The organism is [Mycobacterium] manitobense, assembly GCF_025821665.1.
Classification (GTDB): Bacteria; Actinomycetota; Actinomycetes; order Mycobacteriales; family Mycobacteriaceae; genus Mycobacterium; species Mycobacterium arseniciresistens.
Window position 1 is genome coordinate 1 of record NZ_JACKSJ010000231.1, and the last position, 26,192, is coordinate 26,192.

20 protein-coding genes and 1 pseudogene are annotated in these 26,192 nt (G+C 69.1%); 11 read left to right on the forward strand and 10 right to left on the reverse strand.

The window, feature by feature from the left end; all coding sequences use genetic code 11:
- Positions 1-264: adenosylcobinamide-GDP ribazoletransferase (locus tag H7I41_RS24695; RefSeq protein WP_264015260.1), on the forward strand; the 264-nt coding region annotated here is incomplete at its 5' end.
- Here the strand turns inward: H7I41_RS24695 and H7I41_RS24700 are convergent.
- Together H7I41_RS24700 and gcvT are read right to left on the reverse strand one after the other, a co-directional pair.
- The gene (locus tag H7I41_RS24700) at positions 261-1,367 is read right to left on the reverse strand and encodes a branched-chain amino acid aminotransferase (protein ID WP_264015262.1); all 1,107 of its coding nucleotides are present in this window, start codon (positions 1,365-1,367) and stop codon (positions 261-263) included. The two genes, H7I41_RS24695 and H7I41_RS24700, sit on opposite strands and share 4 nt — an antisense overlap.
- A 22-nt stretch (positions 1,368-1,389) precedes the next feature.
- On the reverse strand, positions 1,390-2,484 hold the full coding sequence (gcvT, locus tag H7I41_RS24705; RefSeq protein ID WP_264015263.1) for a glycine cleavage system aminomethyltransferase GcvT: 1,095 nt from the start codon (positions 2,482-2,484) through the stop codon (positions 1,390-1,392).
- 25 nt (positions 2,485-2,509) lie between these two features.
- Here gcvT and H7I41_RS24710 point away from each other — a divergent pair, with 25 nt between their 5' ends.
- Complete coding sequence (locus H7I41_RS24710) at positions 2,510-4,027, forward strand: leucyl aminopeptidase (RefSeq protein ID WP_264015264.1); 1,518 nt, start codon at positions 2,510-2,512, stop codon at positions 4,025-4,027.
- Here H7I41_RS24710 and H7I41_RS24715 read toward each other — a convergent pair.
- Positions 4,024-5,739, reverse strand: coding sequence for an SDR family oxidoreductase (locus H7I41_RS24715; RefSeq protein WP_372503802.1), 1,716 nt, complete (start codon positions 5,737-5,739; stop codon positions 4,024-4,026). The genes H7I41_RS24710 and H7I41_RS24715 overlap by 4 nt on opposite strands.
- A gap of 123 nt (positions 5,740-5,862) precedes the next feature.
- Positions 5,863-6,216, reverse strand: a complete 354-nt coding sequence (locus H7I41_RS24720) for an oxidoreductase (RefSeq protein ID WP_264015266.1) — start codon at positions 6,214-6,216, stop codon at positions 5,863-5,865.
- Positions 6,217-6,392: 176 nt separating this feature from the next.
- Here H7I41_RS24720 and sucB point away from each other — a divergent pair, with 176 nt between their 5' ends.
- From sucB to H7I41_RS24750, 6 genes and pseudogenes are all read left to right on the forward strand, one after another.
- Positions 6,393-8,354 carry a 2-oxoglutarate dehydrogenase, E2 component, dihydrolipoamide succinyltransferase gene (sucB, locus tag H7I41_RS24725; protein ID WP_264015267.1) on the forward strand — a complete coding sequence of 654 codons (1,962 nt, stop codon included), beginning with the start codon at positions 6,393-6,395 and terminating at the stop codon, positions 8,352-8,354.
- Between the two features lie 18 nt (positions 8,355-8,372).
- Entirely contained in the window at positions 8,373-9,281 is a 909-nt protein-coding gene (locus H7I41_RS24730) for a TIGR01777 family oxidoreductase (RefSeq protein ID WP_264015268.1), read from the forward strand.
- Between the two features lie 24 nt (positions 9,282-9,305).
- Positions 9,306-10,004 carry a lipoyl(octanoyl) transferase LipB gene (gene lipB, locus H7I41_RS24735; RefSeq protein WP_264015269.1) on the forward strand — a complete coding sequence of 233 codons (699 nt, stop codon included), beginning with the start codon at positions 9,306-9,308 and terminating at the stop codon, positions 10,002-10,004.
- Positions 10,001-10,945 carry a lipoyl synthase gene (gene lipA / locus H7I41_RS24740; RefSeq protein WP_264015270.1) on the forward strand — a complete coding sequence of 315 codons (945 nt, stop codon included), beginning with the start codon at positions 10,001-10,003 and terminating at the stop codon, positions 10,943-10,945. The genes lipB and lipA overlap by 4 nt, the downstream gene beginning before the upstream one ends.
- A gap of 4 nt (positions 10,946-10,949) precedes the next feature.
- Positions 10,950-11,702 carry a DUF4191 domain-containing protein gene (locus tag H7I41_RS24745; protein WP_264015271.1) on the forward strand — a complete coding sequence of 251 codons (753 nt, stop codon included), beginning with the start codon at positions 10,950-10,952 and terminating at the stop codon, positions 11,700-11,702.
- Between the two features lie 192 nt (positions 11,703-11,894).
- A pseudogene (locus tag H7I41_RS24750) lies at positions 11,895-12,676 on the forward strand (endonuclease domain-containing protein).
- A gap of 45 nt (positions 12,677-12,721) precedes the next feature.
- Here H7I41_RS24750 and H7I41_RS24755 read toward each other — a convergent pair.
- Positions 12,722-13,210 (reverse strand): RDD family protein, encoded by a 489-nt coding sequence (locus tag H7I41_RS24755; protein WP_264015272.1) that lies wholly within the window; start codon positions 13,208-13,210, stop codon positions 12,722-12,724.
- Between the two features lie 160 nt (positions 13,211-13,370).
- On the opposite strand from H7I41_RS24755, the gene glnA reads away from it, so the two are divergent.
- From glnA to H7I41_RS24770, 3 genes are all read left to right on the forward strand, one after another.
- Positions 13,371-14,807 carry a type I glutamate--ammonia ligase gene (gene glnA / locus H7I41_RS24760; RefSeq protein ID WP_264015274.1) on the forward strand — a complete coding sequence of 479 codons (1,437 nt, stop codon included), beginning with the start codon at positions 13,371-13,373 and terminating at the stop codon, positions 14,805-14,807.
- 82 nt (positions 14,808-14,889) lie between these two features.
- Positions 14,890-15,321, forward strand: coding sequence for a D-aminoacyl-tRNA deacylase (gene dtd, locus H7I41_RS24765; protein WP_264015275.1), 432 nt, complete (start codon positions 14,890-14,892; stop codon positions 15,319-15,321).
- A 32-nt stretch (positions 15,322-15,353) separates the two neighbouring features.
- Entirely contained in the window at positions 15,354-15,908 is a 555-nt protein-coding gene (locus H7I41_RS24770; RefSeq protein ID WP_264015276.1) for a DoxX family protein, read from the forward strand.
- Here the strand turns inward: H7I41_RS24770 and H7I41_RS24775 are convergent, their stop codons facing one another.
- The 5 genes from H7I41_RS24775 to H7I41_RS24795 form a co-directional block, all read right to left on the reverse strand.
- Entirely contained in the window at positions 15,909-19,955 is a 4,047-nt protein-coding gene (locus tag H7I41_RS24775) for an Ig-like domain-containing protein (RefSeq protein WP_264015277.1), read from the reverse strand.
- 402 nt (positions 19,956-20,357) lie between these two features.
- Positions 20,358-21,218, reverse strand: a complete 861-nt coding sequence (locus tag H7I41_RS24780; protein ID WP_264015279.1) for a TIGR03619 family F420-dependent LLM class oxidoreductase — start codon at positions 21,216-21,218, stop codon at positions 20,358-20,360.
- Entirely contained in the window at positions 21,215-21,844 is a 630-nt protein-coding gene (locus H7I41_RS24785) for a PaaI family thioesterase (RefSeq protein ID WP_264015281.1), read from the reverse strand. Before H7I41_RS24785 ends, H7I41_RS24780 begins: the two co-directional genes overlap by 4 nt.
- A 1-nt stretch (position 21,845) precedes the next feature.
- Positions 21,846-24,809, reverse strand: a complete 2,964-nt coding sequence (locus H7I41_RS24790) for a bifunctional [glutamine synthetase] adenylyltransferase/[glutamine synthetase]-adenylyl-L-tyrosine phosphorylase (RefSeq protein ID WP_264015282.1) — start codon at positions 24,807-24,809, stop codon at positions 21,846-21,848.
- 41 nt (positions 24,810-24,850) lie between these two features.
- A complete protein-coding gene (locus tag H7I41_RS24795; RefSeq protein WP_264015283.1) occupies positions 24,851-26,191 on the reverse strand; it encodes a glutamine synthetase family protein in 1,341 nt (446 codons plus the stop codon).
- Between the last annotated feature and the right edge of the window lies 1 nt (position 26,192).

The window sequence follows — 26,192 nt, forward strand, 5'->3', positions numbered from 1 at the left end:
GAGGGCAGCGCACTGGGCGCTCAGGTGGCGGGCAGCCAGCCGGTGGCCGTGGTGGCGGCCTGGGTGATCGCCGTTGCGGCGCTGGCCGTGCCCGCCGGCGCCCAGCCGTGGCAGGGTCCGCTGGCGGTGCTGGCCGCATTCGCCGTCGCCGCGGTGCTGGTGCGGCACTGCGTGCGGCGGTTCGGTGGCGTCACCGGCGACGTGCTCGGCGCGGTGGTCGAAGTCACCACCACGGTCGTCGCGGTCGGGCTGGCGGTCGGTTAGACGAGCCGCGTCATCCAGCCGTGGGTGTCGGCGAACTTGCCGCGCTGGATGCCGGTCAACGTGTCGCGCAGCGCCATCGTGACCTCGCCGGGTTCGCCGTCGGCGATGACGAACTCCCCGTCTCCGTGCTTGACGTGGCTGACCGGGGTGATCACCGCGGCGGTGCCGCACGCGAACACCTCGGTGATCTCGCCCGCGGCCGCCTTCTTCTGCCATTCGTCGACGTCGATCTTGCGTTCCTCGACCGCGAAACCGGCGTCGGTTGCCAACTGCAGCAACGAATCCCGGGTGATGCCCGGCAGGAGCGAGCCGCTCAGCTCGGGTGTAACCAGCCGGGCGGAGCCGCCGCTGCCGAACACGAAGAAGAGGTTCATGCCGCCCATCTCCTCGACGTAGCGGCGTTCGATCGCGTCCAGCCACACCACCTGGTCGCAGCCGTGGTCGGCGGCCTCGGCCTGCGCCAGCAGCGAGGCGGCGTAGTTGCCGCCGAACTTGGCCGCTCCGGTGCCACCGGGTGACGCCCGCACGTACTCGTGGGACAGCCACACGCTCACCGGCCTGATGCCGCGGGGGAAGTACGCACCGGCGGGAGATCCGATCACCATGTAGCGGTATTCGGTGGCCGGCCGCACCCCGAGACCCGGTTCGGTGGCGAAGACGAACGGCCGCAGATACAGCGACTCCTCGCCACCCGCAGGGGGCACCCACGGCTCGTCGACGGCGATCAGCTGCCGCAGCGACTCGAGGAAGACCTCGTCGGGCAGCTCCGGGATGGCCAGCCGGCGCGCCGAGGACCGCAGCCGCGCCGCATTGGCGTCCGGACGGAACGACACCACGGAACCGTCGGCCCACCGGTAGGCCTTGAGGCCCTCGAAGATCTCCTGGGCGTAGTGCAGCACCACGGCCGACGGGTCGAGTTCGATGGGCCCGTAGGGCATCACCCGCGCGTTGTGCCAGCCCTGGCCGTCGACGTAGTCGATCGAGACCATGTGGTCGGTGTGGTACTTGCCGAACCCCGGGTTGGCCAGAATGCCCGCACGTACCTCGTCGCTCGCCGGATCGGCGTTGCGATCGACGATGAACTCGAGGGGGCCGTCAGTCATGGGCCGATTGTATAACCGGACGCTACCGGGTTTTTGCCGCTACGAAAGGCGGCTTGACCACCTCGCACTCGACCGGGCGGCCCCGCACGTCGACCGCGACGCGCTGCCCGTCGGCGATGTCGTGCGCCGTGTCGATGAGCGCCAGCGCGATGCCGGCTTTCAGTGTCGGAGAATAGGTTCCGGACGTTGTGACGCCCACCGGGGTGTCGCTGTCGAGCACCGTGAGGTCTTGGCGCAGCACCCCGCGGCCGACCGCCCGCAGCCCGCGCAGCAAGCGTCGCGGCCCGGCTTCCTTCTCCGCCACCAGCGCGTCGCGTCCCCAGAACGCCTCTTTGCGCCACCCGACGGCCCAATTGCAGCGCGCCTGCAGGGGCGAGATGTCGAGCGACAGCTCGTGGCCGTGCAGCGGGTAGCCCATCTCGGTGCGCAGGGTGTCGCGGGCGCCGAGGCCGGCGAGCTGGCCGTCCGCCCCGGTCACCGCGTCGACCAGCGCGTCGAACACGGTCGCCGCGCCGTCCCACGGCGGCAGCAGCTCGTATCCCTGTTCGCCGGTGTAGCCGGTCCGGCACACCCGCACCGGGATGCCGCGGAACTCGGCGTCGGCGTATCCCATGTAATCCATGCCGGTCGGCAGCCCCAGCCCGTCGAGCACCTGCGCCGACTTCGGTCCCTGCACCGCGAGCACACCGAAGGACCGGTGTTCGTCGGTGATGGTGAGGCCGTCCGGGGCAGAAGCCTGCAGCGCCGCCACCACCGCGGCGGTGTTGGCGGCGTTGGGCACCAGGAAGATCTCGTCGTCGCTGACGTAGTAGGCGATCAGATCGTCGATCACCCCGCCGGATTCGTTGCAGCACAACGTGTACTGCGCCTTACCCGGCCCGATCCGATTGAGGTCGTTGGTGAGTGCGGAGTTGACGTACGCGGCGGCGCCCGGGCCGCGCACCAGGGCCTTGCCCAGGTGGCTGACGTCGAACAGTCCGACGGCGGTGCGCGTCGCGGTGTGCTCGCCGACGGTGCCGGCGTAGGAGACCGGCATCAGCCAGCCGCCGAACTCCGCGAAGTTCGCGCCCAGCTGCCGGTGACGGTCTTCGAGTGGGCCATGCAGGGTGTCGCTCACCCTTCACACCTTAGGGTGGACGCTCGTGAGCCCCGCGAACACCGGATACCAGTCCCCCGTCGTGACCGTCGCCTCTTCGCTTCCCCGCCGGGGGGTGGGCGAGACGGTGCTGATCGTGCCCGTCGTCAGCGGCAGTGACGCACCCTCGGTGCTCGACGTGGGCTCGCATCTGGCTGCCGACGCCGTCGCCGGGATCGAGGCGGCGCTGCGTGCGGTCGGCGGGACCGGTGCCGAAGGTCAGACGCACCGCCTCGCCGTCCCGTCGCTGCCGGTGGCCAGCGTGCTGACGGTCGGACTCGGCAAGCCACGCGACGAGTGGCCGGCCGACACGGTCCGGCGGGCCGCGGGTGTCGCGGCCAGGTCGCTGGACAAGGTGGCGGTCGTCGCGACCACGTTGTCGGCGGTCGACCTGGACGCCGCCGTGGAGGGCCTGGTCCTCGGCGCCTACCGGTTCGCGGGCATCCGCAGCGAGAAGACCGCGCCGAAGGACGGCGGCCTGCGCGCGATCACCGTGCTGGCCACCGACACCAAGGCGGCGACCAAGGCCGCCGCCGAGCGAGCGGCGGCGATCGCCACCGCGGTGGCCACCGCGCGCGACTTCGTCAACACCCCGCCCAGCCACCTGTACCCCGACGAATTCGCCAAGCGGGCGAAGGCGCTGGGCGAGGCGGCCGGCCTGACCGTGGAGGTGCTCGACGACAAGGCGCTGACCAAGGCGGGCTACGGCGGCATCGTGGGCGTCGGCAAGGGTTCGTCGCGCCCGCCGCGGCTGGTGCGGTTGAGCCACAAGGGCAGCGGGCGGAATCGTAAGAAGGTTGCGCTGGTCGGCAAGGGCATCACGTTCGACACCGGCGGCATCTCGATCAAGCCGGCCGCCAACATGCACCACATGACCTCGGACATGGGCGGTGCGGCCGCGGTCATCGCGACCGTCGTGCTGGCCGCGCAGCAGAAGCTGCCGATCGACGTGATCGCGACGGTGCCGATGGCCGAGAACATGCCTTCGTCGACGGCGCAGCGGCCCGGTGACGTGCTGACCCAGTACGGCGGTATCACCGTCGAGGTGCTCAACACCGATGCCGAGGGCCGGCTGATCCTCGCCGACGCGATCGTGCGGGCCTGCGAGGACGGGCCGGACTACCTGATCGAGACGTCGACGCTGACCGGTGCGCAGACCGTGGCGCTCGGCGCGCGCACGCCGGGTGTGATGGGCAGCGACGAGTTCCGCGACCGGGTGGCGCGGCTGTCGCAGGGCGTCGGTGAGAACGGCTGGGCGATGCCGCTGCCCGAGGAGCTCAAGGACGATCTGAAGTCGGCGGTTGCCGACCTGGCCAACGTCAGCGGGTCGCGCTATGCGGGCATGCTCGTCGCCGGCACCTATCTGCGCGAGTTCGTGGCCGACGGCGTCGAGTGGGCGCACATCGACATCGCGGGCCCGGCGTACAACACCGGCGGGCCGTGGGGCTACACCGGCAAGGGCGGCACCGGTGTGCCGACGCGGACGCTGTTCGCGGTCCTGGAGGACATCGCGGCCAACGGCTAGAGCACCCGGCCGCGGGCGGTGCTGCGCAGCACCTGTGGCGCCACCCGCGACACCCCGTAGAGCAGATGGGCTTCCGGCGCGACGGGCCGCAGCGCCTTGTCCTTGCGCACGGCGGACACGATCGCCTTGGCGACCTTGTCCGGACCGTAGCGCCGTAGCTGGAACGCCCGCTCGAGCTGGGCTCGGCGGCCCGCAACCTGCGTCGACTTGCCTTGCGGCGCAGCAAATCTCGTGGTGTGCACAATGTTGGTGTCGATGACGCCGGGGAAGATCGTGGTCAGCCCGACGCCGGCGTCGGCGAGCTCGGCGCGCAGGCAGTCGGAGAACATGTACACCGCCGCCTTGCTGGTGCAGTAGGCGTTGAGCGACTGCAGCGGCGCGTAGGCCGCCATCGACGAGACGTTGACGATGTGGCCGCCGGCGCCGCGCTCGACGAGCCGGGGCGCGAAAGCCCTGCAGCAGTTGACGACTCCGCCGAGATTGACGTCCAGCACGCGGCCCCACTCCTCGGCGGGCGTGTCGAGGAAGCGGCCGGCCTGGCCAATCCCGGCGTTGTTGACCACGATGTCGGGTACGCCGTGGGCTGCGGTCACCTCGTCGGCGAAGCGTTCGACGGCCGCGGCGTCGGCGACGTCCAGCACGTAGGCGTGCGCCACCCCGCCGAGTGCGGCCACCTTCGCCGCGGTGTCCTCGGCGCCGGCGGCGTCGATGTCGCTGACGATGACCTCGGCGCCCTGCCGTGCGAACGCCAGGGCGGTCTCCCGTCCGATGCCGCTACCGGCGCCGGTGACGGAGACCAGTGTGTCGCCGAACGGTTCGCGATGCCTGCCGACGGCTGCGCGCAGCAGCTCGCGGTCGGCGGGCGCACCCTCGACGTGGTTCGCCAGCTGGCGCACGGCACGGGCCAGGAACTGCGGGTGCGACATCGGGGACCAGTGGCCGGCCTGCAGGTCACGGCGCCACAGCCGGGGCACCCATCGCGAGGTGTACCGGTAGGAGTGCGGGCGCACCCAGCGGTCGCGGGTGTTGACGATCAGCTGCACCGGCACGTCGACATGGTGATCGTGCCTGCCGCGCCGGACCGAGGGAAAGAAGTTGGCGCGGTACACCTTCAGCCCGTTCGCCGCGTCAGTGGTGAAGCTGTCGGCATGGTGCAGCCGGTCGCCGCCGACGTGCGGGGCGATGGCCAGCCTGCGGATCGCGGCGGCCAGGAACAGCCGCATCGCGATCGGCGTCAGCAGCGGCACGGAGAACACCGCCATGTATGTCAGCCGCAGCGCCTGGTCGACGGCGCCGGCGAACATCCCGGGCCGGTAGGGACGGACGAGCGCATCGCGGAAGTAGCGCAGCAGGTGGTCGAGCGCGGGCCCTGACACCGACGTGAAGGAGGCGACGCGGTCGTGCGCCTCGGGCCGCAGGAGGTACTCCCAGACGCTCGTCGATCCCCAGTCGTGGGCGAGCACGTGCACGGTCTCGCCGGGTGCCAGCGCGTCGACGACGGCCGCGAAGTCCTCGGCGAAATGCGCCATGGTGTACGCCTTCGCCGACTTCGGGGCGGACGATTGTCCGGCGCCGCGGCTGTCGTAGCGGATGATCCGGAAGTCGTCGCCCAGTTGCTCCGCCACGCCGTCCCACAGCACGTGGGTGTCCGGCCAGCCGTGCACCAGTACGACGGTCGGACCGTCGGGATTGCCTTCTTCGAAGACGGCCAGGCGGACGTCGTCAGTGCTGTCGACAAACCGCGTGTCGTCGAACCGCGTGTCGTCGAACCGCGTGTCGACGAACCGCGCGACCGGGTCACGTTGTGCGCTCACCGGCCCCACCCTGCCACGGCGTCAGCGGTCGTCGAGCTCCTGGCGGGCCGCCCGCTTGCGTTCGATGCGCCGGCGCGCGTCGTAGTCGCGCATCCGTTGCGGGTAGCCGACCTTCTGGACGTCGTAGACCGGGATGTTCAGCCGCTCGCTCAGCCTGCGGGCGCCCGCGTCGCCGCCGGCACGGCGACGCGTCCACTCGCCGTCGGCGGCCACCAGCACCACGGTCACCTCGGTGACCGTGGTCTTCGGTTCGACGAACGCCTCGACGCCGGTGTGTTCGGCGACCCACTGCCGGAGGTACCTGAGGTCGGCGGCCGGGTCACGTCCGTCGCCGCGCGCCGAGCGGCGGCCGCGCAGTCTGCTGAAAAGTCCCACCCCGATCCTCCTTTCCTCCCCCGTTGTCCGCGCCCACACCGGGCTTTCGTTCCCTTTCGATAGTGCCAGAGCGGCGAGTACCCGAGTCTGCGCCGAACGAGAGGAGTGAACGTGGAAGGATGGGGAACGACATTCGCCTACCCCCTGCGACTGCTCGTGCGAAGGAGCCAACACCCATGGCCGTCACTGTTGAGATGCCCGCACTCGGTGAGAGCGTCACCGAGGGGACCGTCACCCGCTGGCTCAAACAAGAGGGTGACACCGTCGAACAGGACGAGCCGTTACTCGAGGTCTCCACCGACAAGGTGGACACGGAGATCCCGTCGCCGGCCGCGGGTGTGCTGAAGAAGATCGTCGCGCAGGAGGACGACACGGTCGAGGTGGGCGGCGAGCTCGCGGTGATCGGCGACGCCGAAGACGATGACGATGACGACGAGGGCGGGTCATCGGATTCCGGCGACGAGGACTCCGCCGACTCGGCCGACTCCGGCGACGATGAGCCCGCCGCGGAGGAAGAGCCGGCCGAGGAGCCTGAGGCGCCCGAGGAGTCGGCCGAGGAAGCCGAGGAAGCCGAGGAAGCCGAGGACGAGGATTCCGGCGACTCGGATGAGTCCGAGGAGTCAGAGGAGGACGAGCCGGAACCCGAGTCGAAGCCGGCCGCCAAGTCGTCGAAGTCGTCCGGATCGGCGACGCCCGTCGTCATGCCCGAACTCGGTGAGTCCGTCACCGAGGGCACCGTCACCCGCTGGCTCAAGAAGGTCGGCGACAGCGTCGAGGTGGACGAGCCGCTGCTCGAGGTCTCGACCGACAAGGTCGACACCGAGATCCCGTCGCCCGTGGCGGGCACGCTGGTGTCCATCACCGCCGAGGAGGACGACACCGTCGAGGTGGGTGGTGAGCTGGCGAAGATCGGCGACGCCGATGCCGAGGCGTCCGACGAGCCCGAACCAGAACCGGAACCCGAGCCCGAGCCCGAACCGGAGCCTGAGCCCGAAGAGAAGCCGGAGCCCGAGCAGGAGAAGAAGCCGGAACCCGAGCCTGAGCCGGAAGAGAAGCCCGAGCCCAAGCAGGAGAAGAAGCCGGAGAAGAAACCGGAACCCGAGCAGGAGTCCAAGCCCGAGCCCAAGCAGGAAAAGAAGTCCGAGCCCGAGCAGGACGGCGAGGCGTCGTCGGACGGCGCACCCTACGTCACCCCGCTGGTGCGCAAGCTGGCCGCGGAGAACGACGTCGACCTGTCGTCGGTGAAGGGCACCGGGGTGGGCGGCCGCATCCGCAAGCAGGACGTGCTCGCCGCCGCGGAGGCCAAGAAGGCGCCGAAGTCCGGCACCGAGGAGGCCGCCGAGGCGCCGTCCAAGGCTCCGGCCGCGGCGATGGCAGGCGCCGACGCCAACGCCGCCGACGCGCCGCTGGCCCACCTGCGCGGTACCACGCAGAAGGCCACCCGGATCCGTCAGTTGACGGCCAAGAAGACGCGCGAATCCCTGCAGGCGACAGCGCAATTGACGCAGACCCACGAGGTCGACATGACCAGGATCGTGGCGCTGCGGGCGCGGGCGAAGAAGGACTTCGCCGAGCGTGAGGGCGTCAACCTCACGTACCTGCCGTTCATCGCCCGCGCGGTGATCGACGCGCTCAAGCAGCATCCGAACGTCAACGCCAGCTACAACGAGGACACCAAGGAGATCACCTACTACGACGCCGAGCACCTCGGCTTCGCGGTGGACACCGAGCAGGGCCTGCTGTCCCCGGTGGTCAAGAACGCCGGCGATCTGTCGCTGGCCGGACTGGCCAGGGCCATCCACGACATCGCCGCGCGCGCTCGCTCCGGTGACCTCAAGCCCGGCGATCTGTCGGGCGGCACGTTCACGATCACCAACATCGGCAGCCAGGGCGCGTTGTTCGACACCCCGATCCTCGTGCCGCCGCAGGCGGCGATGCTGGGCACCGGGGCGATCGTCAAGCGGCCGCGGGTGATCGTCGACGAGTTCGGCAACGAGTCGATCGGTGTGCGCTCGGTGAGCTACCTCCCGCTGACCTACGACCACCGGTTGATCGACGGCGCGGACGCCGGCCGGTTCCTGACCACCATCAAGCGTCGCCTCGAGGACGGCGCGTTCGAGGCTGACCTCGGCCTCTAGAAGGGCAGCCAACCCCCAGTGTCGGACTCTGTCATCGCAATTGCGGGATCCTCAGGTCTGATCGGCTCGGCGCTGGTCTCGGCGCTGCGGGCCGCCGACCACCGGGTGATCCGGATCGTGCGGCGTGCGCCGTCGAACGCCGACGAGCTGTTCTGGAATCCCGACGCGGGCGAATTCGACGCCGGTGCGCTGCGCGGCGTCGACGCCGTGGTGAACCTGTGCGGTGTCGGAGTCGGCGACAAGCGGTGGTCGGGCGCGTTCAAGCAGAGCCTGCGCGACAGCCGCATCGCCCCCACCGATGTGCTGGCGGGTGCTGTCGTCGAGGCGGGGGTGCCGGTACTGGTCAACGCCAGCGCGGTCGGCTACTACGGCGACACCCGCGACCGCGTCGCCGATGAGTCCGCGCCGTCGGGTGAGGGGTTCCTGGCGCAGCTGTGCCGAGACTGGGAGGCGGCGACCGCGCCGGCGGCACAGGACGGTGCGCGCGTCGTGCTGGCACGCACCGGCCTGGTGCTGGCGCCCTCGGGCGGCCTGTTCGGCCGGTTGCGGCCGCTGTTCTCACTCGGAGTCGGCGCCCGCCTGGGCAACGGGCGCCAGTACATGGCGTGGATCAGCCTCGAGGACGAGGTGCGGGCGCTGCTGTTCGCGATCTTCGACGGTCAGCTGTCCGGCCCGGTGAACATGGCGGGGCCGGCGCCGGTCACCAATGCCGAGTTCACCGCGGCGATGGGCCGGGCGGTCAACCGGCCGACGCCGCTGATGGTGCCGGGATTCGCGTTGCGCACCGTGTTCGGCGAGTTCGCCGACGAGGGTCTTCTCGCCGGCCAACGGGTGATCCCGGCCGCCCTGGAGCGGGCAGGATTCGTGTTCCACCACAACACCGTCGGTGAGGCGCTGGCCTACGCGACGCGCAGCCGGGACGAGTAGTCGCCGCCGAGTACCTTGGTGCACATGGAGGCCTCCATCCGCTCGGGAGCCGCGCCGATCGACGTACGCCGGCTCGGCACCGTCGACTACCTCGACGCCTGGCAGCTGCAGCGCGAGGCTGCCGAGGCGCGTATCGCCGGCGGGCCCGACACGCTGCTGCTGCTCGAGCATCCGCCGGTCTACACCGCGGGCAGGCGCACCGAACCGCACGAACGGCCGATGGACGGCACCCCGGTCGTCGACACCGACCGCGGCGGCAAGATCACCTGGCACGGTCCCGGGCAGTTGGTCGGGTATCCGATCGTCAGGCTGGCCGAGCCGTTGGACGTGGTCAACTTCGTCCGCCGCCTCGAGGAGGCGTTGATCGCCGTCTGCGCCGACCTCGGCCTGGCCACCACCCGGGTGCCGGGGCGGTCCGGGGTCTGGCTGCCGGCCGACGGACCGCGGCCCGCGCGCAAGATCGGCGCGATCGGCATCCGGGTGGCACGCGCGACCACCCTGCACGGTTTCGCGCTGAACTGCGACTGCGACCTGACCGCCTACCGCAGCATCGTGCCGTGCGGGATCGCCGACGCCGGGGTGACGTCACTGACCGCCGAACTGGGCCGACACGTCGGAGTCGACGACGTGATCGGGCCGGTGACCGCTGCGGTGTGCGACGCGCTGGACGGCAGGCTCGCGGTCGGTGCGGCGGGCGCACCGGGCGTAGCATCGATGCAGTGACGATCGCTCCCGACGGCCGCAAGCTCCTGCGTCTGGAAGTCCGCAATGCCCAGACGCCGATCGAACGCAAACCCCCGTGGATCAAGACGCGCGCGAAGATGGGCCCGGAGTACAAGGAGCTCAAGAGCCTCGTCCGCCGCGAGGGCCTGCACACCGTCTGCGAAGAGGCCGGCTGCCCCAACATCTTCGAATGCTGGGAGGACCGCGAGGCCACCTTCCTGATCGGTGGCGAGCAGTGCACGCGGCGCTGCGACTTCTGCCAGATCGACACGGGTAAGCCCGCCGATCTCGACCGCGACGAACCCCGCCGCGTCGCCGAGAGCGTGCTGGCGATGGGTCTGCGGTACTCGACCGTCACCGGTGTGGCCCGCGACGACCTGCCCGACGGCGGCGCCTGGCTCTACGCCGAGACGGTCCGCCAGATCAAGCAGCTCAATCCCAACACCGGCGTCGAACTGCTGATCCCCGACTTCAACGGCGATCCCGAACAGCTCCGCGAGGTCTTCGAGTCGCGACCGGAAGTGTTGGCGCACAACGTCGAGACGGTGCCGCGCATCTTCAAGCGGATCCGTCCGGCGTTCCGCTACGACCGCAGCCTCGCCGTCCTGACGTCGGCCCGGGCTGCCGGCCTGGTCACCAAGAGCAACCTGATCCTCGGCATGGGCGAGACGCCCGAGGAGGTGCGCACCGCACTGGTCGACCTGCACGAGGCGGGCTGCGACATCGTGACGATCACCCAGTACCTGCGGCCGTCGCTGCGCCACCATCCGGTCGAGCGCTGGGTCAGGCCGGAGGAGTTCGTCGAGCATCAGCAGTTCGCCGAGGGTGTCGGCTTCGCCGGGGTGCTGGCCGGTCCGCTGGTGCGGTCGTCGTATCGCGCCGGTCGGCTCTACACACAGGCGAAGAGCCTGCGGACGGCCGAATGCCCACCCGTATCCTGATGTGATGGCGAAATCGCGCGACACAGCCGCTACCAAGGCCGCCAAGGCGGAGGCGAAGGCAGCCCGCAAGGCCGCGTCCAAGCAGCGCCGCAGCCAGCTGTGGCAGGCGTTCCAGATCCAGCGCAAAGAGGACAAGCGGCTGCTGCCGTACATGATCGGTGCATTCGTGCTGATCGTGGCGGCGTCGGTGACGGTCGGCGTGCTCGTCGGCGGGTTCACCACCTACACGCTGATCCCGCTCGGTGTGCTGCTGGGCGCCCTGGTGGCGTTCATCATCTTCGGCCGTCGCGCGCAGAAGTCGGTGTACCGCAAGGCCGAGGGCCAGACAGGCGCGGCCGCGTGGGCGCTGGACAACCTGCGCGGCAAGTGGCGGGTGACGCCGGGCGTCGCGGCGACGGGCAACTTCGACGCCGTGCACCGGGTGATCGGCCGGCCGGGCGTGATCTTCGTCGCCGAGGGCTCGCCGGGCAGGCTCAAGCCGCTGCTCGCCCAGGAGAAGAAGCGCACCGCCCGCCTGATCGGCGACACCCCGATCTACGACATCATCGTCGGCAACGGCGAGGGTGAGGTGCCGCTGTCCAAGCTGGAACGCCACCTGACCAAGCTGCCCGCCAACATCACCGTCAAGCAGATGGACTCGCTGGAATCCAAGCTGGCGGCGCTGGGCACCAAGATCGGACCGGCGGCGATGCCGAAGGGCCCGTTGCCCGCACAGGCGAAGATGCGCGGCGTGCAGCGCACCGTCCGCAGGCGCTAGCTGTAGTCGGCGCGCCGAACGTGAGCTCTTGTTCGAGTTCCGGCCGGAATTTCGAACACAAGTTCACGCTCGGGAATGGAACCGACCGGGTGCTGCCGCCGTCGTAGGTGAGTGGAGTGGCCCTTCCTCGGCACCGAGGCCCTCGCGGCCGGCACGGTCAACAGGTACCTGTTGTCCACTCGACACGACGCGATGTTTCGCAACGTGTACGTGCCGAGAGGACAGGCGGTCACGGCCGCCGACAAAGCGGTCGGCGCGTGGCTCTGGTCGGGCAGACGCGCCACTGTTGCGGGACTTTCGGCCGCGGCGCTGCACGGTGCCAAGTGGATCGACGCCACACTGCCCGCCGAGCTCAATCAATCCAGTCGGCACAAGACCACAGACATCCGCCTACACAGTGACGCCCTGGCCGACGATGAGATCTGCCAGGCCCGCGGGGTTCCCGCGACCACGCCCGCCCGGACGGCGTTCGACCTCGGCCGCCGGCAGGGCTTGACGATGGCCGTTGTTCGCATCGATGCGCTGAGGCAGGCGACCCGGCTCGCCGCCGGCGACGTCGAAGCACTCGTCGAACGTCATCGTGGCGCTCGCGGCATCGTGCAGTTGCGCGAGGCACTCGCTCTGTCGGACGCCGGAGCCGAGTCCCCGCAGGAGACGCGTACGCGTCTGGGCTCACTGCCGCCGGACTCCGGCCGACCCACACACAGATCGAGGTCTTAGACCACTACGAGTTCGTAGGACGCATCGACATGGGCTACCTCAGGTGGAAGGTCGGCGTCGAGTACGACGGGCCGCAACACTGGACGGACCCGTCCATCCGCAACCGCGACCTCGAGCGGCGGGCCCGATTATCGGCACTGGGCTGGCGCATCGTCCACGTCAACGCCGAGATGCTGCGGTACCGGCCGGCTGTCATCGTCGGCCGGACCGAGGCGGCCCTACGGGACGCGGGCGCCGCCGCGTGCCGAACGTGAGCTTGTGATCGCGATCCGACGAGAATCTCGAACACAAGCTCACACTCAGCGTCTGACCACCGCGGTCTTCGTCGCGAGGTCCTGCAGACCGCGCAGGTCGCTGTCGGTGAACAGGGCCGGGATGATCAGCGTGATCAGCAGTCCGCGCACCGCGGCGCGGCCGGCACCGACGTGCAGGCGGCCGTCGACGGGCACCACCTGCAGTCCGAGGGCGTACTGGCCGGGTGTGAAACCGAACAGGCGCACGGACAACACACCGAGCACGAACCAGACCAGCAGCACGGCGGTGGACAGCATGGCGAGCGACACCCATCCGAACGCCATGGCCAGCCCGGCCAGCCCGTAGGCGATCAGCCAGTCGACGATCAGTGCGGCGATGCGGCGGCCGAAGCGGGCGAGGGATCCGGGGCCGCGTTCCGGCATGCCCAGCCGGTGGCCGGGATAGTCATTCGGCCTCTCACCGGGGGCGCTGCCCTGTGAGCGGTCCGGACCGGACAGCCACGATCCGAGGCGGGAACCGGGGTCGCGGGCCATGATCTCAGCATAGGCTCGCCCCTGACACGCGCCGCGAGGCCGCCGGCCGTCGCGAGTGCGCGGTGTGATTGCGTAACTTCGGCGCAACATGCGGTTGATGACCGTGCAACATCGTGTCCCTAGCGTCAACGCGCGGGTTACCAGTGAAGGAGAGAACCTAGTGGCAGAAACTACGCCCGACGACATCTTCAAGACCATCAAGGACGAGGGTGTCGAGTACGTCGACATCCGGTTCTGCGATCTTCCCGGCGTCGTCCAGCACTTCTCGATCCCGGCGTCGGCATTCGACGAGAGCGTTTTCGAAGACGGGCTGGCGTTCGACGGTTCCTCGGTGCGTGGCTTCCAGTCCATTCACGAATCGGACATGATGCTGCTGCCCGATCCCGAGACCGCGCGCATCGACCCGTTCCGCGCCGCCAAGACGCTGAACATGAACTTCTTCGTGCACGATCCGTTCACCCGTGAGGCCTACTCGCGCGATCCGCGCAACGTGGCCCGCAAGGCGGAGAACTACCTGGCCAGCACCGGCATCGCCGACACCTGCTTCTTCGGCGCCGAGGCAGAGTTCTACATCTTCGACTCGGTCAGCTTCGATTCGCGGATCAACGGCACCTTCTACGAGGTCGACTCCGAGTCGGGCTGGTGGAACACCGGTGAGCCCCTCGAGGCGGACGGCAGCCCCAACCGCGGCTATAAGGTGCGGCCCAAGGGCGGCTACTTCCCCGTGGCGCCGTACGACCACTACGTCGACCTGCGCGACCAGATGGCCACCAACCTGCAGAACGCCGGGTTCGTGCTGGAGCGCGGTCACCACGAGGTGGGCACCGCCGGTCAGGCCGAGATCAACTACAAGTTCAACACGCTGCTGCACGCGGCCGATGACGTGCTGCTGTTCAAGTACATCATCAAGAACACCGCGTGGCAGGGCGGCAAGACGGTGACGTTCATGCCCAAGCCGCTGTTCGGTGACAACGGCTCCGGTATGCACGCCCACCAGTCGCTGTGGAAGGACGGCCAGCCGCTGTTCCACGACGAGTCCGGCTACGCCGGCCTGTCGGACCTGGCCCGCCACTACATCGGCGGCATCCTGCACCACGCGCCGTCGCTGCTGGCGTTCACCAACCCGACGGTGAACTCCTACAAGCGTCTGGTGCCGGGCTACGAGGCGCCGATCAACCTGGTGTACAGCCAGCGCAACCGCTCGGCGTGTGTGCGTATCCCGATCACCGGCAACAACCCGAAGGCCAAGCGCCTCGAGTTCCGTTGCCCGGACAGCTCGGGCAACCCGTACCTGGCGTTCGCGGCGATGCTGATGGCCGGCATCGACGGCATCAAGCGCAAGCTGGAGCCGCAGGCCCCGATCGACAAGGACCTCTACGAGCTGCCGCCGGACGAGGCCGCCAGCATCCCGCAGGCGCCGACGTCGCTGTCGGCGGTGATCGACCGGCTCGAGGAGGATCACGAATACCTCACCGAGGGTGGCGTGTTCACCGAGGACCTGATCGAGACCTGGATCTCCTACAAGCGGGAGAACGAGATCATGCCGGTGCAGATCCGTCCGCACCCGTACGAGTTCGCGCTGTACTACGACGTGTAGACCCTCGCGCGCCGAAGGGCCGGGTGGTTCCCCAGTGTGGGGGCCACCCGGCCCTTTCGCATTGACGGGGAAGGATGGGGGCATGCGAGTACTGGTGCAGCGCGTGTCGTCGGCGAGCGTCGAGGTCGACGGCGAGGTGGTCGGCGAGATCGCGCCGGCCGGGCAGGGGCTGCTGGCACTGGTCGGCGTGACGCACGACGACGACGAGGACAAGGCGCGCCGGATGGCCGAGAAGCTCTGGCAGCTGCGGATACTCGACGAGGAGCGGTCGGCGTCGGACGTCGGTGCCCCGATCCTGGTGGTCAGTCAGTTCACGCTGTACGCCAACACGGTCAAGGGCAGGCGGCCGAGCTGGAATCTGGCGGCCCCCCGGCCGGTCGCCGAACCGCTGGTCTCCGTCTTCGCCGCGGCGTTGCAGGCGCTGGGAGCCGAGGTGGCGACCGGAGTTTTCGGTGCGGACATGAAAGTGCAACTGGTGAACGACGGCCCGGTAACAGTCATGTTGGAGCTGTGAGAAAGCTGACCGCCTCGGCGTAAGGTTCTCCCATGGCGACCAATCTCGATTCCCGACTTGCGAGCTACTCCTCCCCCCTACTGAGCGTTTTCCGCATCGTCTTCGGATTGATGTTCACGCTGCACGGCGCGATCAAGTTGTTCGGCTGGCCGCTGGGCACGGCGATACCGGTCGGCTCCTGGCCGGGATGGTGGGCCGGGCTCATCGAGCTCGTGACCGGCCTGCTGATCCTGGTCGGGTTCTTCACCCGCATCGCGGCCTTCATCGCCTCGGGTGAGATGGCGGTGGCCTACTTCTGGGCGCACTGGCCGCCGCTCGACGGCCCGGCGAAGAGCTTCTGGCCGTTCGACGCGCAGATCGGCGGCAACGGCGGCGAGTCCGCGCTGCTCTACTGCTTCGCGTTTCTGGCGATCGCCGGCCTCGGCGCCGGCGCCTGGTCGGTCGATGCGCGACGGCGTGTCGGCGGCGGTTCCGGTGTGCGGCGCGGGCGGGTGGTCACCGGCACCGCCGCACCCGCAGGCACTCCGGCGGCCGCACCCGTGCGGCGCGGCGGCCTGCTCAGCCGCTTCCGCCGTAACCGGTACTGACTACAGGTTCGTCGCCTCGTCGGCGAACGTCACGACGGAGATCGTTCCCGCGCGGTCCACGACGTACGCGGCGCTGCCGTCGGGGGCGAACAGGATCCGCTGTGGGTACTCGCCGAGGATCGGCTCCCCGACCTTGATCCCGGGCAGTACGGTCCCGGTTGCGGCGTCGATGACCGTCACTGAGGCGTCCGTCGGGTTGGTGACGTAGATCCGTGTGCCGTCCGGGCTCACCGCGATGTCGGAGCTCGTAAGACTCGAATACGCGGTCGGAGTGGTCGAGATGTCGGCTGCCAGCGTCGATGCCGTGCCGCCGGAGATCTTCACTACCGAGGTCGACGTCAGCTGAGGATTGACCTGTTGCGTCACAACGACGTACGCGGTTCCGCTGACTTTATCGACGGCGACTCCGACGGGCCTGCCCCCCGTCACCGGCACTGTGCTCGCGGTACCACCGCTGATCACTGTGACGGTGCTGTCGGAGTAATTGGTGACGTAGACGGTGCCGTCGTTCGCGACGGCACCTTCGGCATAACGCTCGTCGTCGCCGTTGAAGTTCTCGACGACATAGGAACCGACTTCCTGGTTGCCGCTGGTGAGGTCGACGACGGATACCTCGAGGGTCGATGTCCCCACGCTCGGGTCGTAGATCCTGTTGAGCACGATGGCGTAGACGCTGCTGCCGTCGTCTTCGGCGAACAGGCTCACCGGCTGGCCGTCGCCGAATGTGATCGGCGTGCCTGCTGCGCCGCTGTTGTAGACGGCGACAGTTCCGGTGGCATCGTTGAGCACGTAGGTGTTCCCGTTGTCGTCCACCGCGACGTCGTCGGCATGCGGGTTGACCGCGTTCGAGTAACTGCCGGTTTCGTCACGCAGGATGATCGGCTTTCCGGTACCGCCGACGTCGACCAGTTCCACGGTGTAGCCGGCTTGCGGATCAGCGATGTTGCCGGGCCGCAGAACGATGAGGCGCAGTCTGCCGTCGGGCCCTAGCGTGGCTCCCCGTAGCAGGGCGAAACCGTCGACGGGGTCCCGCGTCTCGGTGACTGCGGCCTCCGCCGGGCTGACCGTGACCGTGACGTCGGTCGAGTCGGTCCGCTGCCCGTCGCTGACGGTGATGACGAACGTCTCGGTGATCGGGTCGTCACTGGCGTACGCGTCCAGACGGGCCTGGCCGTCCGGGGTGTAGGTGACGGTGTAGCTGCCGTCGGCGTTCGGGGTCACCTTCACCCGCCCGTTCGCGGGTTGGGTGACGAGGACGCTGAGCGCGTCGCCGTCGACATCCGTGGCGCGCACGATGACCGGGACCGCACCGGAGTTCGGGTTGGCGCCCTGCACGCTCGTAGACGTGATCGCCGGTGCCGAGGGGTTCTCACCCGCGAAGAAGGACACGACAGTCAGCTGGTTGTTCAGGGTGCCCCCGGCTGCGGGCGACACGAGGTACTGATCGGTGAGGTAGATGTGATCTTCGGTGGCCACCACGTAGTCGAACGGCTGCCCGTCGGGGCTGCCGTCGGTGGCGGTGGTCAGCACGAACTGGCGGGAACTCGTGTCGATGATCGAAAGGTTGTCGGCGCCTGCGACATAGGCCAGGCTGCCGTCGGGGCTGAAGGCGACGCCGGTCGGCAGCGCTCCGACGGGCACGGTGGCGACCACGGTGTCTGTCGCGGTGTCGATGATGGATACCGAGTTGGTGGTGGCGTTGACGACGTAGAGGTCGGAGTGGGTGGCGCCGGCCGGAGTCTTGAAGATGCCGTAGGGAGCGGCGCCGACCTGGATCGGCGCCCCGACCGGCTGGCCGTACCCCGCGGTGCCCTGCCTGACGTCGAAGACGCGGACGTTACCCGCGCCGACGTCCGTGACGTACAACTTGTCGCCGGCGACGACCAGTCCCGACGGGGTGTTGACTCCGGCGAGTGCGATCTGCCGGCTCTGCAGAACCTTCCCGTAGCCGTCGGCGTCGGCGGGGTCGATGTTGACGACGGAGACCGTCCGGTCGTTGTTGAGCATGTACAGCCGAGTGCCGGTGTCGTTGACGGCCAGGCTCTGGGGAAGGAAGTTCGTCTGCTTGCCGGTCTGGATCGTGTCGATGGCAGCCGTCGACGGGTCGACGTCGACTTGGGTGTAGTTCTCGCTCGGGTCGTCCGCGTCGATCTCGAACACCCGCAGCGTGCCGCCGCTCTCGCTGACATAGAGTCGGCCGCCCGATGCCACCATGCTGACGGCGTTGCCGGTGACAATGGGATTGGTGCCGGCCGCAATCGGATCCGTGTCGATGACCGTGTTCGTGGTGGTGTCGATGACGGTGATCGTGCTGTCGCGGTTGCTCAGCACGAACAGCCGGTCACCGTAGAGCACTGGCGACAGCGGTGCCGTGCCGACGGTGATCGCATCGTTCTCGGTTCGCAGGCGCGCCTGGGTGATCGGCACGGTGATCGTGAACGTCTGCGCGTCAGTCCCTTCGCCCACCGTGATCGTGACGGTGTCTGTGGTGGGCGCCAGCGCGGCGGCCGCGAGGGTGTTGGTGGATCGCATGCCGCGGAACGCAGTGAGCGACCGGAAGGTCTGCGGCGCGGGCGGCTCCGCCGTGTAGCCGCCCACCCGGATGTTTGCATCGGGTACGTACTCAACAGTGAACTTGCGGGTGACCGTGTCGTATCCGGTGATCGTCGCCGTGCCGTAGGCGGTGTCGATCCGCCTGCCGATGTAGTCGTCGAGGTTGTTGCGGACCAGCTCGTCATTTTCCTCGGACAGCGGACCGACGGGCGTCGTCGCTTTACCGGTGACCGGATCGACGACCGTGTCGGGATCGACCGTCCCGGCTCCCGGTTGGACCGTGACGGTGATGGTCTGCGTCGTGGCCGTGTGTCCGCCGTCGGGACGGAATAAGGCTGCCAGACCGTGCAGGTGCCGCCCGTCGTCGGCGTCGCTGACGGTGACGGTGAAGCTGTCGGTGAAAGGCTCTGTCCCGTTGGCGTTCCACGTCGTCGGCGGCGTGTACGTCCAATTGCCCTCGTCGTCGACGACCACGGTGCCACCCTGTGCGCCGTCACTGTCCGTGTACGTGAACTCGTCGCTGTCGTCGTCGTTCACGTCCACCGAACCGGTGACCACCGGAAGTCCCGAGGTGGGGTCTATCGATTGGCCCTGGGTGGAGGAGGTGATGGTCGGCGAATCGTTGAGCAAGCTCGTCTGCACCTGCCGGCGCACCCACGCGAGCACGCCCCACAGCACCGGATTCTGCGGCGCCGGTTGGCCGGGGGCACCGGCGCCGAGGAACGGGGCCAACGCGGCTGACAGCACGCGCGTCACCACGCTCAGTGGCGCTCGGACCGGTGCGGTGATCCGCTGCTGCTCGACGGACGTGATTCCGCTGACGATCGAGGCCTGCTGCTGCGGTCCCGCAACGGAATCGAGGCCGGCGGTGACCGTTTCGGGCACGCGCTGTATCGCGCCGTCCAGGGTCGTCGCCGTTGGCCGGTTCTCGGTGATCGCGGCGCTCACGCGGCGGGAGAACACTTGTGGCCCTGGTGTTCTGGTCGCAGATTGCGTCGCCGTGGAGGCGGGCAGCGCCGCGTCGGAAGGGGCCGCCGCCGAGCCGTTCGTCGCCGAACTCTGCGGAGCACCGGCTCCTTCGACCGGGTCGGACGGGTCGGGCGCCACCGGCTTGGTGCGGGTCGGCCGCACCCCGAGGCGCTGCGTCGAGGTGATCGCCTCACCGGAACTCTTCGCCACGTCCGTGACGATCTTTCGCACTGCGTCCGTTGCTCGCTCGATGCGCTTCTCGATGCGCTTCTCGATCGCGTCGCGCTTCTCCTTCGCCGAGGTCGGCGCGTCATCCTGGCTCTCGTCCGACGTGTCGGTCTCGCTCTTCGACGAGGCCGCGGGTCCCGAGTCGGTCGACGTCGACGTCTCATCCGCCCACGCGACACCGGGAGTGCTGGCCACCGCGACCCCGACGCCGAGCGCGACGGCGAGCGCACCGACCCGGCCGACGTACCTGGCGTACATCGTCGGTGATGCGGTGTACCCGGTAGTGCGTCGCTTCACGGCGTCCACGGTGCTCCCCTCAGTCGCCTTCGGGCTTTGTGGACGCACCGGTTGGTGTTCTCAGCTTGCTCTCAGGATCAGACGGAGCGTACGGCGTCGATGCCGCCGCACCTAGCCCTTACGGGCAGCTCCCGGACCGTGTCTTCGCGTTGTCAATGACTTTGCCGTCATCGGCGAGCGACACGCCCGGCGAAAGTCCTGCTGAGAAGCATCGCGGTGTCGACCTGACAGATGGTGAACCGCTAACTATTCGATTCGCGGGCAGAAAGCCGAGGTCAAGATCGTTCTTTCGCCAGCTGGAGATCGCGCGAGCAACATCCGGCTCGCGCGCGGCACGTACCGCGCCGAGATATTCGGTGACAGCTTTGCATCGTTGCTGCACGATTAATCGCGGAGCACTGGCTAGCAGTCGAGCCCGAGGTCATTGCGGAACCGCTTCATTCCGTCGACCTTCTCGGCGAGTGACGCCTGCGGGCCGGCATAGAACATCCACGGCATCGTGACGATCCCGGTGATGCCCGCGGCCTCGGCCCGCGCATAGTGCTCGGGGGTGAACGCGTCGGTGAGCGGGGTCAGGACGGTGAAGCCGTCCATCGACAACCCGTTGTCCGCGCGCAGTGCACGCAGCTTGTCCACCGAAGCGATGGCGCGTTCGGTCGAGATCAGGTCACCGATCCAGCCGTCGTGCCGGGCCGCCCGCCGCAGCGCGATGTCACTCAGTCCCCCGACATAGATCGGGATGTGAGGCGGCGTCGGTTCCATCTCCAGCCGTGGCGCCGAATAGAACTCACCAGTGAACTCGTTCCACCCCGGCTGCCACAACGTCCGGAACAGCTCGAGCATCTCGTCGGTACGCTTGCCGCGCCGGTCGAACCGCTGCCCCATCAGCGTGAACTCTTCTTCGCACCAGCCCACCCCGACACCGAGTTCCACCCGCCCGTCGGCCAGATAGGCCGCCGTACCGATCGCCTTGGCCGCCGAATACGGATCGCGCATCGCCGGGATGTAGACCGTCGTGACGAAGCGCAGCCGTTCGGTGACCGACGCCAGCGCGCCCACCAGCACCCACGGATCCGGCCAGTGGGTGAACGGCTTCCACCGCCTGCTGCCGTCGTGGGTGTAGGGGTACGGCGTCTTCAGCGTCTCTAGATTCACGACGTGGTCGGGGATCCCCATGCCGTCATAGCCCAGTTCATCAGCAGCCTTGGCGATCTCGATGATCTCGCGAGACTCCAGGAATGCCGAGCTGACGTAGAACCTCACCCGGCTTCCCGTGCCCAGGCCGGCATGATGAACACCCCTTCGGCCTCGACGGTCACGCCCTCGGCGTCGCGCAGTTCGCCGCGGGCGTAGGTCTTGAACCCGTCCACCCGGTCGACCCACGCCTCGGCACGCAGCGCCCCCAGCGGTGTGCCGCGCAGATACTTCAACGTGATGGTCCCGGTGAACAAGGGTTTGGTCAGGCCGTCGCTGGCCACCTCGCCGAGGATCTGGTCCAGCACCAGCGCGCAGACGCCGCCGTGCACCCACCCCGGCGGCCCCTCGTACGGCGCGCCCAACGAGAACTCGCTCCAGCAGCGTCCGTCCGCGTCCTGCTCGATCATCAGCGGCGGCGCCATCGCATTGCGGATGCCCACCACCGGATTCGCCCACACCACCGGGCGTCCCGTGTCGGCGTGCCGCATCCGCGGCGTCTGGTCGCGTTCCCGCCCTTCGAGCATCGCACTGACCGCGTCGATCGCCCGGCGTGCCGCGACGACGGTGTCGTCGTCCACCCCGGTGCGGATGCTCGCCTCGATGAGTCGGCGCACCGACTGCGTCAGCGGCTCGTGCAGGGCACGCAGCCGGTCGTGCTCCTCCGCACTCATCGACTCGAAGAAGAAATCCACGTCAACCTCCGAACACGTTGCGCACCACGGTCTTCGCGCGACGTGTCACGCGCAGATAGTTGTCGAGGAACTCGCCGCCGTCGTCGTTGTCCCAGCCGGCGGCCAGTGCCACCGCGTTGAGCTGCCTGCCCGGGCCAGGCAACTGGTCGGTGGCCTTCCCGCGCACGAGCACCAGCGCGTTGCGGGCCCGTGTCGCGGTCAACCATGCCTGACGGAGCAGGTCGATGTCCCCTTCGGCGATCAGCTCCGCGGCGCCGATCGCGTTCAGCGAGTCCAGCGTCGAGGTGTTGTGCAGCGCCGGGATGCGGTGCGCGTACCGCAGCTGCAGCAGCTGCACCGTCCACTCGATGTCGGCGAGCCCGCCGCGGCCGAGCTTGGTGTGGGTGTTGGGATCGGCGCCGCGCGGCAACCGCTCGGCGTCCACCCGCGCCTTGATCCGCCGGATCTCCTGCACCGTCGCGGCCGACACGCCGTCGGCGGGATACCGGATCGCGTCGATCATCAACAGGAACTGTTCGCCGAGTTCGAGGTCACCGGCCACCCGATGGGCACGCAGCAGCGCCTGAACCTCCCACGGCTGCGCGTATTTCGTGTAGTACGCGGTGTAGGAGGCCAGTGTGCGCACCAGCGGCCCGTTGCGGCCCTCGGGCCGCAGCCCCAGGTCGACCTCGAGCGGCGGGTCGGCACTCGGTGTCCCGAGCAGCGTCCGGACCTGCTCGGCGATGTTCACCGACCACTTCACCGCGACGGATTCCTCCACCCCGGCGTTCGGCTCGCAGACGAACATCACGTCGGCGTCCGACCCGTAGCCCAGCTCGCCACCGCCGAGCCGGCCCATCCCGATCACCGCGAGCCGCGCGGGCGCTCCGGCGTCCGGCGTGTTCGCCCGGATCACCGCCTCCAGCGCCGCCTGCAGCACCGCCACCCACAGCGCCGTCAGCGCCTTGCACACCTCGGTCACCTCGAGCATGCCCAGCAGGTCGGCCGACGCGATCCGCGCCAGTTCGCGCCGGCGCAGTGTGCGCGCGGCGGCGATGGCGCGCACCGGGTCCTGATGCCTGCCCGCCGAGGCGATCAGCGCCTTGGCCATCCCGTCGGGTTCGACGTCGCACAGCTTGGGGCCGTTGGGGCCGTCCGCGTAGAGCCGGATCACCTCGGGCGCCCGCATGAGCAGTTCGGGAACGTATGCCGAGACGCCGAGCACCCGCATCAGCCGTTTCGCGACCGCCCCCTCGTCGCGCAGCGTCGACAGGTACCACCGCTCCTCGGCGAGCGACTCGCTGATCCGCCGGTAGGACAGCAGCCCGGCATCCGGGTCGGGGGTGTCGGACAGCCAGTCCAGCAGCGTCGGCAGCAGCACCTGCTGCACGCGGGCGCGCCTGGCGCCGCCACCGGTGAGGGCCGCCAGATGGGTCAGCGCGCTCTGCGGTCCCTCGTATCCCAGCGCGGCCAACCGTCGTTCGGCGGACTTCGTGCTCAGTCCGGCCGAAATGCCCAGTGCGTCTTGGCCGACCGACTCCAGCAGCGGCTGGTAGAACAGCTTCGCGTGCAACCGCGACACCCGCAGGCTCTGTCGCTTGAGTTCCTCGCGCAACACTCCGAGAGCGTCGTGCTGGCCGTCGGGCCGGATGTGGGCCGCCCGCGCCAGCCAGCGCATCGCCTCGTCGTCGCCGGACTCGGGCAGCATGTGGGTGCGCTTGAGCCGTTGCAGCTGGAGCCGGTGCTCGAGCAGCCGCAGGAATTCGTAGGACGCCGTGAGGTTGGCGGCGTCGTCGCGCCCGACGTAGCCGCCTGCGCCCAGCGCCGCGAGCGCGTCCACCGTCGACGCCACGTGCAGGGAGTCATCGTTGCGGCCGTGCACCAGTTGCAGCAGCTGCACCGCGAACTCGACGTCGCGCAGGCCGCCGGTGCCGAGCTTGAGTTCGCGGGCCCGCACCCCGGCGGGCACCAGTTCCTCCACTCGTCGGCGCATCGCCTGCACCTCGGGGACGAAGTCCTCCCGCTCACACGCGGTCCACACCATCGGCGTCAGCGCCTCGATGTACTCCCGACCGAGCTCGGCGTCGCCCGCGGCGGGTCTGGCCTTCATCAGCGCCTGGAACTCCCAGGTCTTGGCCCAGCGCTGGTAGTAGGTGACGTGCGACTCGAGGGTGCGCACCAGCTGGCCGTGCTTGCCTTCGGGCCGCAGCGCGGCGTCCACCTCGAAGAAGGCGTCCGCGGCGAGCCGCATCATCTCCCCGGCCACCCGGATGGCCAGGGCCGAGGCCTCGTCGGCGACGAAGATGACGTCGACGTCGCTGACGTAGTTGAGTTCGCGTGCACCGCATTTGCCCATGGCGATCACCGCCAGCCGCGGCGCGGGCCCGGATCCGCAGGCCGACCGCGTCGCCACGATGAGCGCCGCGCCGAGTGCGGCGTCGGCCATGTCGGACAGGTGCTCCCCCACCGCGACGAACGGCAGCACGGGTTCGTTCTCCACCGTCGACGCCAGATCGAGCGCCGCCAGCACCAGCATCTTGTCGCGGTAGAGCTCGCGCAGCGGGGCGGCGGCACTTGTTGTGTCGCTGGTGTTCTCGGCAGCCGCGGCGAACTCGTCGCGCAGCTCCGACGCCGAGGGCAGCGCGACCGCACCCGCCAGCAGATGCCAGGTCTGCGGGTGTGCGATCAGGTGGTCACCGAGCGCGAGCGAGGCACCGAGCACGCCGAACAGTCGTCCGCGCAGGCCCTTGTCCTTGAGCAGCGCACTGTTGAGTTCAGCCCACCGGTCACCCAGCGCGTCGGCCAGCCGGACCATCGCCAGTAGCGCGTTGTCCGCATCGGGGGCCCGCGACAGCGACCACAGGAGTTCGACGTGGGCGTCGGTGCTCCATCCCAGCCGGTCGAGATTCGCCGCCGCCTGTTCCTGCACCAGACCGAGGCGGCCCGGGCTGGGCAGCTTCGGTCGGTCGGTCACGGGTTTGGGCACGCTGTCGACGGTATCGCACCGCCGCCGGTGGCCGGAGGCCGCTAGAGCGACAGGTAGGTCCTCAGCTCATACGGCGTGACGTTGCTGCGGTAGGTCTCCCACTCCGAGCGCTTGTTGCGCAGGAAGTAGTCGAAGACGTGCTCTCCCAACGCTTCCGCGACCAGCTCGGAATTCTCCATCTCGGCGAGCGCCACGCCGAGGCTGGACGGCAGTTCGCGGTAGCCCATGGCGCGGCGTTCCTCCGGCGTCAGGCTCCAGACGTTGTCCTCGGCCTGCGGCCCCAGCACGTAGCCCTTCTCGACTCCGCGCAGCCCCGCGGCCAGCAGCACCGCGAAGGTGAGGTACGGGTTGCACGCCGAGTCGGGGCTGCGCACCTCGATGCGCCGCGACGATGCCTTGCGCGGCGTGTACATCGGCACCCGGACCAGTGCGGACCGATTCGCCGCGCCCCAGGACGCGGCGGTCGGCGCCTCGCCGCCGTGCACCAGCCGCTTGTAGGAGTTCACCCACTGGTTGGTGACGGCGCTGATCTCGGTGGCGTGTTCGAGGATGCCCGCGATGAACGACTTGGCCACGTCGGAGAGCTGCAGCGCGTCGTCGGGGCTGTGGAAGGCGTTGGTGTCGCCCTCGAACAGGCTCATGTGGGTGTGCATGGCCGACCCCGGGTACTCGGCGAACGGCTTGGGCATGAACGACGCACGCACGCCATCACCGAGCGCCACCTCTTTGACGACGTACCGGAACGTCATCACGTTGTCGGCCATCGACAGTGCGTCGGCGTAGCGCAGGTCGATCTCCTGCTGTCCGGGCGCGCCCTCGTGGTGGCTGAACTCGACGGAGATGCCCATCTGTTCGAGCGCGTCGATGGCGTGCCTGCGGAAGTTCGGCGCCGAGTCGTGCACCGCCTGGTCGAAGTAACCGCCGTTGTCCGCGGGCACGGGCGGCGTGCCGTCGTCGGGGCCGGGCTTGAGCAGGAAGAACTCGATCTCCGGGTGCACGTAGCAGGAGAACCCGAGGTCACTGGCCTTGGCCAGCTGGCGGCGCAGCACGTGGCGAGAGTCGGCCCACGACGGTGATCCGTCGGGCATCGTGATGTCGCAGAACATCCGCGCCGAGTGGTGCTTCTCGGAGCTGTCGGCCCACGGCAGGATCTGGAAGGTGGACGGATCGGGCCGGGCCACCATGTCGGCTTCCGACACCCGGGCGAAGCCCTCGATCGACGATCCGTCGAAGCCGATGCCCTCCTCGAACGCGCCCTCGAGTTCGGCAGGCGCGATGGCGACGGACTTCAGGTATCCCAGCACGTCCGTGAACCACAGCCGGACGAAGCGGATGTCGCGTTCCTCCAGCGTGCGCAGCACGAATTCCTTCTGGCGATCCATG

Coding starts and splice junctions, on each gene's coding strand:
- H7I41_RS24700 (WP_264015262.1), bottom strand. CDS start 1,367: ATGACTGACGGCCCCCTCGAGTTCATCGTCGATCGCAACGCCGATCCG.
- sucB (WP_264015267.1), top strand. CDS start 6,393: ATGGCCGTCACTGTTGAGATGCCCGCACTCGGTGAGAGCGTCACCGAG.
- lipB (WP_264015269.1), top strand. CDS start 9,306: ATGGAGGCCTCCATCCGCTCGGGAGCCGCGCCGATCGACGTACGCCGG.
- H7I41_RS24745 (WP_264015271.1), top strand. CDS start 10,950: ATGGCGAAATCGCGCGACACAGCCGCTACCAAGGCCGCCAAGGCGGAG.
- H7I41_RS24755 (WP_264015272.1), bottom strand. CDS start 13,210: ATGGCCCGCGACCCCGGTTCCCGCCTCGGATCGTGGCTGTCCGGTCCG.
- dtd (WP_264015275.1), top strand. CDS start 14,890: ATGCGAGTACTGGTGCAGCGCGTGTCGTCGGCGAGCGTCGAGGTCGAC.
- H7I41_RS24770 (WP_264015276.1), top strand. CDS start 15,354: ATGGCGACCAATCTCGATTCCCGACTTGCGAGCTACTCCTCCCCCCTA.
- H7I41_RS24795 (WP_264015283.1), bottom strand. CDS start 26,191: ATGGATCGCCAGAAGGAATTCGTGCTGCGCACGCTGGAGGAACGCGAC.